This window comes from Lactobacillus sp. HBUAS51381 (genome assembly GCF_012641095.1).
Classification (GTDB): domain Bacteria; phylum Bacillota; class Bacilli; order Lactobacillales; family Lactobacillaceae; genus Levilactobacillus.
Window position 1 is genome coordinate 21,284 of the sequence record NZ_JAAVSC010000001.1, and the last position, 13,745, is coordinate 35,028.

The 13,745-nt window shown below is 52.0% G+C and carries 11 protein-coding genes; 7 read left to right on the plus strand and 4 right to left on the minus strand.

Annotation, left to right across the window (positions count from 1 at the left end; genetic code table 11):
- Nucleotides 1-2 precede the first annotated feature (2 nt).
- Nucleotides 3-1,028: a glycosyltransferase family 2 protein gene (locus tag HEQ50_RS00110; RefSeq protein WP_168898431.1), complete on the minus strand. Its 1,026-nt coding sequence runs from the start codon at nt 1,026-1,028 to the stop codon at nt 3-5.
- A 269-nt stretch (nt 1,029-1,297) separates the two neighbouring features.
- Nucleotides 1,298-2,827, minus strand: coding sequence for a bifunctional phosphoribosylaminoimidazolecarboxamide formyltransferase/IMP cyclohydrolase (purH, locus tag HEQ50_RS00115; RefSeq protein ID WP_168898432.1), 1,530 nt, complete (start codon nt 2,825-2,827; stop codon nt 1,298-1,300).
- 556 nt (nt 2,828-3,383) lie between these two features.
- Here purH and HEQ50_RS00120 point away from each other — a divergent pair.
- The 5 genes from HEQ50_RS00120 (at nt 3,384) to HEQ50_RS00140 (ending at nt 9,176) form a co-directional block, all read left to right on the plus strand.
- Complete coding sequence (locus HEQ50_RS00120) at nt 3,384-4,733, plus strand: GH25 family lysozyme (protein WP_168898433.1); 1,350 nt, start codon at nt 3,384-3,386, stop codon at nt 4,731-4,733.
- A gap of 20 nt (nt 4,734-4,753) precedes the next feature.
- Nucleotides 4,754-5,398 (plus strand): hypothetical protein, encoded by a 645-nt coding sequence (locus HEQ50_RS00125; RefSeq protein ID WP_168898434.1) that lies wholly within the window; start codon nt 4,754-4,756, stop codon nt 5,396-5,398.
- A gap of 292 nt (nt 5,399-5,690) precedes the next feature.
- Nucleotides 5,691-6,866: an AI-2E family transporter gene (locus HEQ50_RS00130; protein WP_168898435.1), complete on the plus strand. Its 1,176-nt coding sequence runs from the start codon at nt 5,691-5,693 to the stop codon at nt 6,864-6,866.
- Nucleotides 6,867-7,034: 168 nt separating this feature from the next.
- Nucleotides 7,035-8,504: an ABC transporter permease gene (locus tag HEQ50_RS00135; RefSeq protein WP_168898436.1), complete on the plus strand. Its 1,470-nt coding sequence runs from the start codon at nt 7,035-7,037 to the stop codon at nt 8,502-8,504.
- Between the two features lie 12 nt (nt 8,505-8,516).
- Entirely contained in the window at nt 8,517-9,176 is a 660-nt protein-coding gene (locus HEQ50_RS00140) for an ABC transporter ATP-binding protein (protein ID WP_168898437.1), read from the plus strand.
- A 40-nt stretch (nt 9,177-9,216) separates the two neighbouring features.
- On the opposite strand, the gene HEQ50_RS00145 is transcribed toward HEQ50_RS00140, so the two are convergent.
- The gene (locus HEQ50_RS00145; RefSeq protein WP_168898438.1) at nt 9,217-9,708 is read right to left on the minus strand and encodes a GNAT family N-acetyltransferase; all 492 of its coding nucleotides are present in this window, start codon (nt 9,706-9,708) and stop codon (nt 9,217-9,219) included.
- A gap of 13 nt (nt 9,709-9,721) precedes the next feature.
- The gene (locus HEQ50_RS00150) at nt 9,722-10,174 is read right to left on the minus strand and encodes a MarR family winged helix-turn-helix transcriptional regulator (RefSeq protein ID WP_168898439.1); all 453 of its coding nucleotides are present in this window, start codon (nt 10,172-10,174) and stop codon (nt 9,722-9,724) included.
- A gap of 146 nt (nt 10,175-10,320) precedes the next feature.
- Between HEQ50_RS00150 and HEQ50_RS00155 the strand changes: the two genes are divergently transcribed.
- The gene (locus HEQ50_RS00155) at nt 10,321-11,715 is read left to right on the plus strand and encodes an FAD-binding oxidoreductase (protein ID WP_168898440.1); all 1,395 of its coding nucleotides are present in this window, start codon (nt 10,321-10,323) and stop codon (nt 11,713-11,715) included.
- A 165-nt stretch (nt 11,716-11,880) separates the two neighbouring features.
- Complete coding sequence (locus HEQ50_RS00160) at nt 11,881-13,542, plus strand: alpha-glucosidase (protein ID WP_232842632.1); 1,662 nt, start codon at nt 11,881-11,883, stop codon at nt 13,540-13,542.
- Nucleotides 13,543-13,745 lie beyond the last annotated feature (203 nt).

The window sequence follows — 13,745 nt, forward strand, 5'->3', positions numbered from 1 at the left end:
CCTTACTTAATGGATTGATGATCAAGGTGAAATTCAGTGACCGTCGATTTCGTATCCGTAAAGGCCGGCGTGAAGGTGTCGGTCTGAATGATGAAACGGGGACGGTGCTTGGCTTCCGTGAAGGAGCGGCCGACGTATTCGCCAATAATGCTGATGGCGACAAGCTGGAAACCGCCCAAGAACCATAACGAGAGCATGATGGAGCTCCACCCCGTCACGACCATGCCGCGGAAGTGTTGAATGAGAATCCACAGTAACATCGCCAGTGCCCCGCCGCAGATGATGATACCGGCGTAGAGTACGGCCCGAATTGGCGCAACGGAAAAGGAAAAGAGGCCATCAAGGGCGAAACGAATCATCTTCCGTAGCGGATATTTAGAGGTCCCGGCCTGACGGGGAGCGCGTTTGTAATACAGCCGCGTGCTGGGGAACCCCAGCTGCGGAATGATCCCTCGAATGAAGGGATGGGATTCTTTGAACTGCATCAGAGCCGCGACTGCTCGGCGACTCATTAGGCGAAAGTCGGAATGGTTAGGCACCAATTCCACGCCCATTTTCTTCATGAACCAGTAAAAGCCCTCGGCGGTTGACCGTTTGAACCACGTGTCGGTCGAACGGTCGTTGCGGACACCGTAAACGATATCGAAGCCCGCGTGCGCTTGCGCAACCATCTTAAAGATCAACTGAGGATCATCTTGTAGATCGGCGTCAATCGTAATAATCAGATCGGCGTAACGGTGGGCCACCTGCATGCCGGCCATCAAGGCGGCTTCTTGACCGTAGTTTCGGCTGAACTTTAAGCCGGTGAATAGGGCATCTTCGTGGCGTAGCTGTGTGATCAGTCCCCAGGTCCGATCTTGGCTTCCGTCATCCACAAATAAAATCTTACTGTCCGCCGTAATCTGTTGTGCGGTGATTAGGCGCGTCATAATATCGTGCAGGACGCGTGCACTGGTCGGTAACATCGGTTCCTCGTTGTAGCAAGGCACGACCAGCGTTAAACGCGGTGTGGTTTCTTTCTTCGTCATTTTCAATTCCCCCCAAAGAATAAGCAATGCTTCGTCTTAGATTATAAACCGCGGGGGGATAAAGCACGGTGTCGAGCCCCCCGACTTAAGCTACTTTTAAGCAACTTATCGAAGAGCTTAAGCAATTGACCAATTTAACTGAGATAGGGTCAAAAAAATTGGTCTAGGTCATGCTTTAAAACCCAAACCAATTCGGCATTTTTAGTTAAGCTAGCGTAAGGAAACTAACGACCATTCGGCTAGCACGGTTGTGGTCAGTGGGTCCGTCATTAGTGACGGAAGTGGCGATTGCCCGTGAAGACCAACGCGACGCCCAACTTGTTGGCCATGGCAATCGAGTCCTTATCGCGAATACTCCCACCGGGTTCGGCAATCACTTTAATCCCGTGTTCCGCCGCGTAGGCCACACAATCATCCATGGGGAAGAACGCATCGGAGACCAGCACGGCTTGGTCGAAGTTAGGCTTGTCGCTGGCCTTAGTGACCGCAATCTTAACCGCATCGATGCGATTCATTTGGCCGGGACCAATCCCAAGCGTCTGATCCGGCGTGTTCACGACGATCGCATTACTCTTCACGAACTTAATGGCTTTGAGGCCAAAGGTGATCGCGTCCAATTGGGCAGTCGTTGGTTGGGCGGTGCTGACTGTCTGGAAGTTAGCGGGATCATCGCGGACATTGTCACGTTCCTGACGGAGGAGTCCGCCCCGAACGGAAATGAGCTCATCAGCTTCGGGAGCCTGTGCCGTGGTAAAGTCAACGGTCATCAACCGCAGATTCTTCTTTTTCGCGAGCACGTCATAGGCGTCATCCGCAAAGGCGGGCGCAATGATGATCTCCAAGAAGAGTTGGTGCATCTTCGTGGCGGTGGCGAGATCAACGGGACGGTTTAGGACAATGATACCCCCGAAGATCGACATGGAATCGGCGGCGTAACACTTATCCCAAGCGGCTTCCAGCGTGTCTGCCGAGCCAATGCCACAGGGATTCATGTGCTTGAGCGCCACGACCGTTGGTTCGGAAAATTCACGAATCAGCCCTAACGCGGCATCGGCATCCTTGATGTTGTTGAAGGACAGTGGCTTACCGTGAAGTTGCTTGGCGGCAGCGATGGAGAAGGGTGCGGGATGATAGTCGGCGTAGAAGGTGGCCGTTTGCTGGGGATTTTCGCCGTAGCGTAGCGCCTGTTGGCGTTTGTAGGTGAGGGTAAGCGTCTCGGGCTTGGCCTCGTCCGTCAGGTAATTGGCAATGACGGCGTCGTAGTGGGCCGTGTGGTGAAAGACTTTAGCGGCCAGGTGTTTCCGGAAACGTTGGTCATCACTGGCCGTGTCCAACGCATGACTGACTTGATCGTAGTCGGCGGGATCACAAATAACCAAGACGTCGCGGTAATTTTTGGCAGCCGCTCGAATGAGTGACGGTCCGCCGATATCGATCTGTTCGACGGCATCGGCGAGGGTCACGTTGGGATCACTGATGGTTTGCGCAAAGGGATACAGATTGACACAGACCAAGTCAATGGGGGTAATCGCGTGTTCGGCCAACGTGTTGACGTGCCGTGGATTTTCACGTTGGGCTAGGATGCCGCCAAAGACGCGTGGATTGAGCGTCTTGACGCGACCATCCAGCACTTCGGGGAAGTGTGTCACGTCTTCGATGGGCGTAACAGCGACGCTTGCGGCTTTCAGGGCGGCTTGCGTACCGCCGGTTGAGACGATTTCAAAATGATGGGTGATTAAGGTACGTGCGAATTCAACGATGCCGGTTTTATCGGAAACACTAAGTAATGCACGGCGCATGGGCGAGACCTCCTAGGATTAAATGAATTAGCTCCATCATACGCGATTAATGACGAATGTTCAACGGGAACGAATTATAAATATTCGTATAATTAGTCAACGGTGGTTGCGATTAGCTGAGATAGGCTTACCTATAACCCGCTGAATGTTTCTAAGTATCAAAGAATATAGGCAACCCTGACCTTATAGGCGAAAATTATTAAATTAATAAAATCCGAACGACCGGCCGGTTGGCGTTGAAATGGCCAAGCGTACGCCGTACAGTCAGCTTGTGAAGTTTGAACGGCCTAAATTCAATTGACCTTACGAATCGTCAGCCGCGAGATAAGTGCTGACTATCGTTGATTTACCGGCGTTGTTGTAATAAATATAATTGTAACGTCCGGTAACTGAACTGCAATCCTTTCGTTACGGTCTGCACATTTAACTCGGGTACTGTTAAGGAAGCGTTGAAATGAGGTGAGAACATACGCGGAATCATGGGGAAGCGTTCGGGGAAGCAAGACGCTTTTGTTAGGAGTAGGCACACCAATTTTGAATAGGGAAGTGCCAAGTTATGTCGAATAAGCATCGTTGGGTTAAACGATTAACCCAGGCGGTCGTTGCCGCCAGTGCCCTGATTGGGATTGCCTGGGGCGGTCAAACGGTGGCTAATGCGAGTACACTAGCCATTCCGGATATTTCCGAATGGCAGGGAAAGCTGACGGCCAGTCAGGTCTCGAATTTAAAGAGTCAAGTGTCCTTTGTAATTAATCGGCGGCAGTACGGGTCGTCGTATCAAGATTTATATGCAACCAATAACACCGCGTTGTACGTGAAATATGGGATTCCCTTTGGTGAATACGACTATGCGCGCTTCACGAGTGCGGCGAGCGCTAAGCAGGAAGCCAAGGACTTTTATAATCGTTCCAATAAGAACGCGTCCTTCTACGCGCTGGATTTTGAAGAAAACGACGTCACGTCCGGCACCACCAATGCCGCCGTCAAGGCCTGGTATGATGAAATGCGGTCGTTGACGGGCAAGAACCTTGTTTTCTACTCTTACCAATCCTTTGCCACGACCTATGCCAACACGGCCAGAACGAGTTTTGACGCACAGTGGATCGCCAACTATTCGTACGCCCCTACCATTTCGTATGCGTTGTGGCAATACACCGATAATAATTATTTAGCTGCATTGAATGAATATACGGATAACAGTAAGGCGGTGACCTCGGTTCATCCAATCAGTTGGTGGACGGATAGCGTGTCAACAGCGCTGGCAAGCGTTAACTACGCGTACAGCAGTTACAAGACGGGACAGCATATTTATTTACATAATAATGCCTCCAAATATGCCGACGGAACCAAGATTGCCACAGCCGATCGCCAGAGATTCTACAAGATTTCGAAGGTGAAAAGCCTGACGCAGTCACGGTCCAAGCAGGCACTGTACATTAGCGCGCTGGGTAAATGGGTGCTGTCACAAGATGGCACGGGTTACTATGTCGGTCAACACGGGTCCTACACGTTGAAGCACAAGCTGAATTTATATTCAGATTCAGGTCTGACCAAGAAAACGGGGAGCTACTACGTTTCCGGTGATACGGTCGCTGGAAAATTGGTTAAGGCCCCGAGTGGCAAGTCATATCGGATTAAGACGAAGCTAGGCTACATGTCGGCCAACACCCAGTTTGTGACGCCGGCGTACTACGAATCACTGAATTCGGCGAAGAGCATAACCACCAAGAAGAAAATTTACGAGTACAAGAAGTCTTCGTTTGCGAAGTCCAGTCGGTCAACCGCCGTTAAGAAAGGCACGAAGCTTACAGTGACGGCCGTTAAGAAGCGGTCAACAGGGTCACGGTACTTCGTCTTGAGCAATGGCAAATATGTCACGGCCTTGAAGAGTTACGTGACGCAGTAAAAACGAGGAGCTGAATAAAGATGCAACGAAAAACAAAAATCATGACCGCCGTGACCGCCGCGTTAGCCGTTATCACGCTGGGATCTGGGACGGTTCTGCAAATGCACGCCGCTAATAACGTGAGCGCAGTGAGTCAAACGGTGGCGCCTAGTTCGGTCAAGGCCGATAGTAGCCAACTAACCGCCGATAGTACGAGTGGGACGAAGCAAAATTATACGGTCAAGTACGCCGATAAACAGACGACTGATCAGGCTGCAACGCTCCAGAAAAAGACGTATGGTTCTAACGACAGTGCAGCCAAGCAGGTGGACTACGTGGGGAGCAATACGCGGGGAACAACCGTAAAATTGAATAAATCAACAACGGCCGTCGTCCAGGGCGTTATGGGGCACACCTACGTGCACTGGAACAAGGGCGATTGGTCCGTCACCGCCGTCGCCAGCAACGCCGACGCGACGGGCACCCCGACCCAGTTTGCCAAGCAAATCAATAAGCAAGTGAAATCGGCTAGCCTGCCGAAGAGTTCGACCGGGGCCATCACGGTTTATAGCGGTACGCAAAATGAGGAGGCCAACGAGGTCACGTGGCAACAGGGCAAACAGCTCTACACGGTCAACGGCAAGACGGCCGACACCACGGTCAAACTGGCCCAAGACGCCAAATAGGCGACTTGAAAACGCCGATTCTTGGCGTTTTCAAGCGAGGCCCAAGACCGCACTGTGGCTTGGTCCTTCCCCAGCGTTCCAGTCCAGCATTTGGCGAACGGCAAGGCGACCAGTTTACACTAGCTGGTCGATTTCGAGAAATTTTGGATAAGGTTACCAAAGGATGTTCCCCAGACTAACACCGAGGAACATCTTTTTATCGCGATTAAGCCGAAACTTCGAGCTTCCGGACTAGTCAACGGCGCCTTTCCGCCGTACACTAGGAGAGAAGCTGAAACGAGGAGGGGTCGGATTGAAAAATTTGCGTCAACCGGAGTCGGGTTTTTCCTGGTTCTACCAACGTTTCTTAAATAATCATATTACGATTCTGCTATTAAATATTTTTCTCTTACTGTTAGTCGTTAACGAAATTGTTCAGAATGCGGGATTGTTAGATCCCCTTTGGAAATTCGCCAGTATTACCATGCCAGCGATTGTGGTGGCGGGCATTCTATTTTACGTGTTGGATCCCTTCGTCCACCTGATGGAGCGACGGTTACATCTGCGGCAGGGCTTGGCGATTACGGTGGCCATGCTGGTTGCGGTTGGGGCGATTGTGCTCATCTTCTTGAATTTGATTCCGTTTCTCGCCAAACAGGCGACGGGCGCAATCAGCACGTTACCACAATTTGCCAATGATATGCTGACCAAGCTGAATCATCTGAATCAGGAACACCACTGGATCTCCAGCAGTAACCTGGACGACGTGAATCAGCGCGTGACCACCTACTTCTCCAAGCGCGGGTTGAACCTCCTGACGGGGACCTTGACGTCACTGGGGAATGTGGTCACGACGGTCAGCGACTGGATCATTACCATTATTACGGCGCCGCTGGTCTTATTCTTCATGTTAAAGGATGGCACGCGTTTTCCCCACTATGTCAGCCAAGTCGTTCCCACGGCCTATCGCGAACGGTTCATTGTGATGCTGGACCAGATGAACGTGAAGGTTAGTTCTTACGTTCGGGGGCAGTTAACGGTGGCGTTGTGCGTCCTGATCATCTTTACCACCGGTTATTCGATCATTGGGTTGCGGTATGCGCTACTGATTGGATTACTGGCGGGGCCGCTGAATTTGATTCCCTACTTTGGGTCGGCGATTGCGTTGATCCCGGCGCTGATTATCGGGGCCATCACGAGTCCGTCGATGTTGTTAGGGGTCGTGATCGTTTACCTGATTGAATGGGTCTTGGAAACCCAGGTCCTCTCGCCACTGATCATGGGTAACAGCCTGGCGATGCACCCGATTACCATCGTCTTCGTGTTGCTGGCTGCGGGCAAGATGTTTGGGCTAGTCGGCGTAATCTTCGGGGTGCCGGGGTTTGCGGTGCTCAAGGTGTTGGTCACCACCGCCTTTCAGTGGTACCAGGAGTATTCGGCGCTCTATCCCGACGTCTTCCCGCCCGAGGATAGATTGGGTGAGTCTTAACGGTTTATTAACGTCATGATTAACAGCTGAATCTAGCAAAACGGCGCTGTCCTGCGGGATAGCGCCGTTTTTGTGTTTTTAGTTGGCGTGAGGTCACCGGCGACTTTAGGATTTCGATAAGTCCGGTTTGGCATAATCGAGAGCATGTTATGAATGGAGGCGACTCGAATGAATTTTTTCAAACGGGCCTGGTTAAACGTGTGGGCGAAGAAGGGCCGATCAGTCTTACTGATCCTGGTCTCGTCCGCCATTCTCATGTTTGTCCTAGCCGGTCTATTGATTAGAAGTGCGGCGGTTAAGGCGACTCAGACGGCCAAAACTAATGCGGGGGCGACGATCACGTTGTCGGCGAACCGGCAGGCCGCATTTAAGAAGATGCAGAGCAGTAGTTCCAGTAGCACCTCAAAGTCCAGCCGGCCCAAGTTGACGCTGACACCGGTCAAGTTGAGCGATGCGCAGAAGATTGCCAAGCTCAGTAACATCAAGAGTTACAACGTGACCAGTAGTACCACGGCCAACGCGAAGTCCTACGATACGGTCTCGACCAGTACGGGGATGGGCGGTAATAGTGGCGGCCCCGGTGGCATGAAGTCTGGTAGTAGTTCGTCCGGGGATACCCAGATTGACGGGGTCACGGCCACGTCACTGACCACGGCGTTTAGTGATAGCCAGAGTAAGATTACCAAGGGTCGTGGCATCAAGGCGTCCGACAAAGGCACGAACAATGTTGTGATTGAAAAGGAATTGGCCAGTCAAAACAACTTGACGGTTGGCGACACCATGACAGTTAAGGAAACAACTGGGTCCAAGAGCACGATAAAAGTTAAGGTGGTTGGGATCTACAAGGCTAGCTCGACCAGTTCGGCGAGTGCTGGGCCAATGAGCACGGACCCGTCCAACACGATTTACGCGTCTTACACCCTGGCCAACACGATCAAGGGAAGCAAGTACGCCGATACCGCGGATTCGGTGACGTTTAACGTCAACAATCCCGCTAAGGTCAGTGCGACGAAGAAGGCCGGTAACCAACTGATTAGCAGTAAATATGCGCTGAGCACGGACGATGCCACCTATCAATCCGTGAAGTCTTCGATGGATAATGTCGCCAGCTTTGCCAATAAGATTGTCTGGTTGGTCGCGATTGCCGGCACAATTATTCTGGCCCTGATTGTCATCCTGATGGTTCGGGAACGTCGCTTTGAGATTGGCGTCCTGTTGTCTCTGGGTGAGGCGCGATGGAAGATTGTGGCGCAATTCTTTACGGAAATGCTGATGGTGATCGTGATTGCCTTAGCAATTGCCGGAGTTGGCGGTAAATTTGTCGGCAACCAGTTGGGATCCCAGTTGGTCGCGCAAAGTACCACAACCACGCAGACAACCAGCAGTTCTACCGGCCAACCCAGTGGCGGTGGCCAACCCGGCGGTAGCGGTAATAGCGGCATGCGCGGTGGGGCTGGTGGCCCCGGTAGTGCGACGACACAGGCTGCCGCAGCTAAGAAGACGGAACTAGACGTCAGTGTCAGTGCCGTTGATTTGGCAGAATTGGGTGGCTTTGGCTTAGCCATCACGTTCCTGTCGATCATGATTGCCTCCGGGGGGATTCTACGACTGGAGCCGAAGAAAGTGCTGATTTCTTAAGGAGGAACGCGTATGTTACGAACCGAAGATCTGGGGTATTGGTACCAGGATAAGGACCACCCCCTCTTCCAAAAAGTAAATCTCGAATTCGAGGAAGGCCAGTCCTACGCCATTCTTGGCCATAGTGGGACCGGGAAGACAACGTTTCTATCCCTAATTGCGGGGCTGGACAAGCCGCGAGAGGGCGAAATCTTACTAAACGATCGGCCCCTCAGTAAGATTGGCCTGACCAACTTTCGGCGGCATGACGTGGCGATTGTCTTTCAAGCCTACAATCTCTTCACCTATATGTCCCCGCTGAATAACCTGTTGACGGCGATGGCCATCACGGGTGCGCAACATGCCGGCGATAAGGGTTACGCCCAGCGGATTCTTAACGACTTGGGAATCAGTGACGACCTCATCTTGCGTAACGTCCAGCACCTTTCCGGGGGCCAGCAACAGCGGGTCGCCATCGCCCGGACAATCTGTTGTGATGCCCGATTAGTCGTGGCGGATGAACCCACGGGAAATCTAGATGAAGACAACACGCAGGCGGTCATCGCACAGTTCCAACGGATTGCCCACGAGCAAAAGAAATGCGTGATCATCGTGACGCATGAGCCGGACGTGGCGGCGCAGTGCGATCACCAGTACCGGTTGGAAAATAAGCAGTTTGTGCAGTTGGCATAGACGTTAAAAACGCTTGGGAATTTTTCCAAGCGTTTTTGCGTTAAAGCTCTTTTTCTAGAAGAAAATCCGTCTGGTGATCCGATCCCAAGTCAAAGGTGTGTTCGCCATAGCGGTGATAACCCATGAAACGGTAGAAGGCACGGGCGTTGTCGTTGTGTTCCCAGACACCGAGAATGATTTTGGGCAGTTGGTGCTGGCGTGCTTCCTGTTCGGCAAATTCTAGAAATTTGCGGCCGAGTCCCTGGTGTTGAAAGGCTTGGCGAATGTAAACACGCTGGATTTCCAAGTCAGCGGCGTGGTAAAGCAGCTTGCCAAATCCAGCAAGTTGGCCAGCTTGTTTAATGAAGAAGAATTGCGCGTCGGGGTCAGCAAGTTCGCGGCGCAGCTGTTCGCGACTCAGGTCGTGTGCCAGGTAGGCGGCTAGGTTTTCCGGGGTGTTGACGGCACCGAACGTGGCCGTGAAGGTTTCTACACTGATATCGTGAAGTGGTTGGTATTCGGTCGGCTTGACCGGTGTGATTGTAGTTGTCATTGATTAAGTCCTTTCAGTAGTGGCGCTGATGGCCACATTTAACGTTGATCCAGTCGGTGTTGATGTTACTCTCTACACGTTTTAAATAACTAGCGAGTTGATCGCGTTCAGCGGGCGTAAATCCCTGCAGGGCGACATCGTTGGAGTAGGCGTTTTCCCGTTTAATGGTAGGATAGAGGGCTTCACCCTTGGCCGTGAGAAAAATTTGTTTTTGTTTCTTGTCAGTGGGACTCGGTCGGCGTTCCAGAATGCCATTTTTTTCGAGTTTTTGGATGGCCCGCGCGGCGGTGGTCTTGTCGACCTTCAAAATAGTAGCGAGACGTTCCAGGATGATTCCGGGAGTCTCTGCCACCCGGACCAGATACAGATATTGGCCGCGGTTGAGTTCAAGCCGTTTAAATTCAATGTTACTGATGCCATCGAGGGCCCGAGCCACGGCGCCAATCGGCCGTAAGATTTCTGCCAAATGATCACCTCATTTCTTGATATTTAGCAGTATAGAACTATTTAGTTGTAATTGCAACTAAAATTAAGCCGCTATTCCAGTTCTCAGCGACATTTCCTGTTACACTAATCACTGAATTGAATTCAAAAATAAAAGAGGTCTTTGTGATGACAGTGTTCAGTGCTTATTCTGACAGTGATATCTTGACTTATCTAAAAGCCCAAGTGGCGGATGGAACGGTCGCAACCGACGAGGCAACGCTCCGGAAGCAATCGTTTAACCCGAATGCCACGGGCGGTGAAACGGGGCTGGCCCGGGCGTTTGTTTCGGTGGCCAGCGTTGCCGATATCCAGGGAGTCCTACGAACGGCGCGAAAATTCCATATCGCGGTGATTCCGCAGACAACCTTTAGCAGTACGGTGATTGGGTCCGACGGCATTACCGGCGCCGTTATTTTGTCCACCCGGAAGATGAACCAGATTTTAGAAATCAGCAAGGAAGATTCCGTGGCGGTGGTCCAGCCGGGCGTGGTAAACGGCGATTTGGACCAGGAAGCGCGGAAACAAGGGTTGTTCTACGCACCGGATCCCGGTTCCAAGCCATTTTCATCGATTGGCGGTAACGTTTCGACCAACGCCGGTGGGATGAGCACCGTCCGTTACGGCGCCACGAAGGATAACGTGTTGGGCCTCAAGGCGGTTTTGGCGGACGGTCGCACGGTCAAGCTCGGTGGTCGGACGCTGAAACAAGCCTTTGGTTACGACCTCACCCAGTTGTTCGTGGGGTCCGAAGGCACGTTGGGCATTATCTACGAAGTGACCGTTAAGTTAATGCCGATTCCGTTGGGTCAATCCGTGATGGGCGTGGCCTTCTTCAAAGACATGACGGCGTTAGCGCAGGGGGTCACGGCGATCCGGATGTCCGGGGTCTACCCGACCATGTTGGAGGCTTTGGACGGCAATACCGTGGTTGCACTGGATAAATACGAGAAGACCCACTACGCCGAGAACAGCGGTGCCATGCTGATCTTTCGGCTAGAGGGGGGCAGTCCCGAGAACGTCCAGGTCGTGCGTGACCTATTAGCCAAGTACCACGGCCAGAACGTCACGGTCACCACGGACGAAACGGAACAGGCAAACTTGGAACAGCTTCGCCGTGACATGTTGCCCGCCGTGTTCGCCGGTCGGAATCACCTGATGGAAGATATGGCGATGCCACTATCCAAGCTGGCGCCGATGATGGATTACCTTCAGGATCTGGGCCAGAAGCTGGGTATTACCATTTACACGGCTGGACACGCCGGCGACGGCAACGTTCATCCGACCTTCGTGTGGGATAAGGACATTGACGAGGTCCCCGAGGTCATTATCGAGGCGCTCCGCCAGACCTTCTGGAAGACATTGGAACTCGGCGGCACCATCTCCGGGGAACACGCCGTGGGGATGCTGAAAAATCAGTGGAACAATCCCGAATTGGGTGAGACGGTCGATCAGCTCCAGCATCAGATCAAGACGCTGTTTGATCCCATGAACCTGTTAAATCCTAAGCGTAAGATTGATTAAGCAAAATCATGAGGTGAAGTCTCTTAGCCAAGAGCAATGATGGTTAAGGGGCTTTTTTAAGTTAGGCATAAAACTTGCAAATGGGGCCAACAAACCGGATAATAATTGTTACAATGAAAGCGAATGCAGGGCTGGAATAGTTAAGTCGCAATCGGTTGCACAAGTATGGGTTATGGAAGGAAGAAAGACATGGGCGGCGCACAGTGGTGGCAACACGCAGTCGGATATCAGATTTATCCGCAGAGTTTTTTAGATACGAATCACGATGGGATAGGCGATCTGGCTGGTATTCAGCAGAAAATAGACTATCTCAAGACCTTGCGGGTCGATTTTGTCTGGATCTCATCGTTTTACCCCGCGGGTGGGGTGGACAACGGCTACGATGTTACTCAGTATCGCGGCGTTGACCCTCAGTTTGGCTCCTTAGCGGATTTCGATCGGCTGGTTACGGCGCTTCACGCGGCTGACCTTAAGGTGGTCATCGACTTGGCGTTGAATCATACGTCGAGCGCCCATCCGTGGTTTCAACAGGCGCTGGCTGACCCCACGAGTCCTTACCATGATTATTATATTTGGCAACCGACGACGCCGGATGTGGCACCGAACAACTGGGAGTCCGTCTTCGGTGGCTCTGCTTGGACCTATCACGCTGCGAGTCAGGCGGCCTATCTGCACACCTTTGCACGGAAACAACCGGATCTAAATTGGGAGAATCCGGCGGTGCAACGGGAAATGGTCGCCATTATTCAGTGGTGGGCCGATCGCGGCGTCGATGGTTTTCGGCTAGACGGCGTCACACACCTGAAGAAACGGGCGGATTTTGCGGACGTTGCGGCGCCACGAACGGGCTACTACCAAGACTTTGCGGCGGTGACGCCATACTTGGCCGCGCTAAAGCCGGTCTTGCAACGCAATCATTTGTTGGCCATTGGTGAAGCTGGTGGCATTGACATGGCAACGGCACAGCGCTGGTTGGATCCGGAGACCGGGTATTTCGATCTCCTATTGGAATTTGACCACGTGCATTACTGGGAGGATGCCGAACCCAAGCTACCAGTGACGGCTTTACGTGAGAATTTGACCAAATGGCAATTGGCGATGGCTGAAAAGGGTTGGAATGCCTTGTTCATTGAAAATCATGATTTGCCACGAGCTGTTTCATACTACGGGAACCCCGTTGATTACCGCCGGCGTTCGGCCAAGGCACTGGGGCTCTGGTACCTGTTGATGAAGGGTACCCCTTTCATTTATCAGGGTCAGGAACTCGGATTGCCCAATGCCCACTTCGACAGTATCGCGGACTACCGTGACCTAGACAGCCGGTTGTATTACCGGCATCAGCGAGCGAAAGGCGTGCCCGAGCGGGACATCTTGGCGCAATTAGCTGCTAAGAGTCGGGACAATGCGCGGACGCCATTTCCTTGGAATGATGGGACTTTTGGCGGTTTTTCAGACCACCAACCGTGGATTCGACCGGCCCAGCTAACGGAACGCGTGAACGTGGAACGGGAGAGTCACGATCCGTATTCAGTCTTTACGTTTTACCGACAGTTGATTCAATTGAAAAAAACGGTGCCGACGTTACAAAAGGGACGTTACGAATTGATTGACACGAGGGACGACCAGTTGTATGTTTATCGGCGGACGTATAACGGTGATAATTGGCTAATCGTTGTGAACATGAGTAATGAAACCGCGACAACGCAAGAGTTTGATCTGAATCCCAGCGAACTCATCGTCACGAATATGCGGGTAGATGCCGCTTCAGATGATACCCAGATTCAGCCTTGGGAAGCACGGTTGTACCATTTGCGGAAATTAGAATAAAGTTGAAAGCGGGGCGGATCCGGAAGAAAACGCGATCCGCTTTTTTTATACACTGAGATGCATATTAGATGGGTATGTGAGTTTCCGAACGGAAATCGGCGTGGGAGTAGTTTAAACCATAAACTTTTTGACAAATTAGTGAAATTCTATTGCATTTCGCCAGATTGTTCTTTATTATTAAATGTATAGATATTTCTATGGGG

What these genes read in the sequence shown, in the direction of transcription:
- HEQ50_RS00120 (WP_168898433.1), top strand. Translation starts at nt 3,384, where the DNA reads ATGTCGAATAAGCATCGTTGGGTTAAACGATTAACCCAGGCGGTCGTT.
- HEQ50_RS00135 (WP_168898436.1), top strand. Translation starts at nt 7,035, where the DNA reads ATGAATTTTTTCAAACGGGCCTGGTTAAACGTGTGGGCGAAGAAGGGC.
- HEQ50_RS00125 (WP_168898434.1), top strand. Translation starts at nt 4,754, where the DNA reads ATGCAACGAAAAACAAAAATCATGACCGCCGTGACCGCCGCGTTAGCC.
- HEQ50_RS00155 (WP_168898440.1), top strand. Translation starts at nt 10,321, where the DNA reads ATGACAGTGTTCAGTGCTTATTCTGACAGTGATATCTTGACTTATCTA.
- HEQ50_RS00160 (WP_232842632.1), top strand. Translation starts at nt 11,881, where the DNA reads ATGGGTTATGGAAGGAAGAAAGACATGGGCGGCGCACAGTGGTGGCAA.
- HEQ50_RS00140 (WP_168898437.1), top strand. Translation starts at nt 8,517, where the DNA reads ATGTTACGAACCGAAGATCTGGGGTATTGGTACCAGGATAAGGACCAC.
- HEQ50_RS00110 (WP_168898431.1), bottom strand. Translation starts at nt 1,028, where the DNA reads ATGACGAAGAAAGAAACCACACCGCGTTTAACGCTGGTCGTGCCTTGC.
- purH (WP_168898432.1), bottom strand. Translation starts at nt 2,827, where the DNA reads ATGCGCCGTGCATTACTTAGTGTTTCCGATAAAACCGGCATCGTTGAA.
- HEQ50_RS00145 (WP_168898438.1), bottom strand. Translation starts at nt 9,708, where the DNA reads ATGACAACTACAATCACACCGGTCAAGCCGACCGAATACCAACCACTT.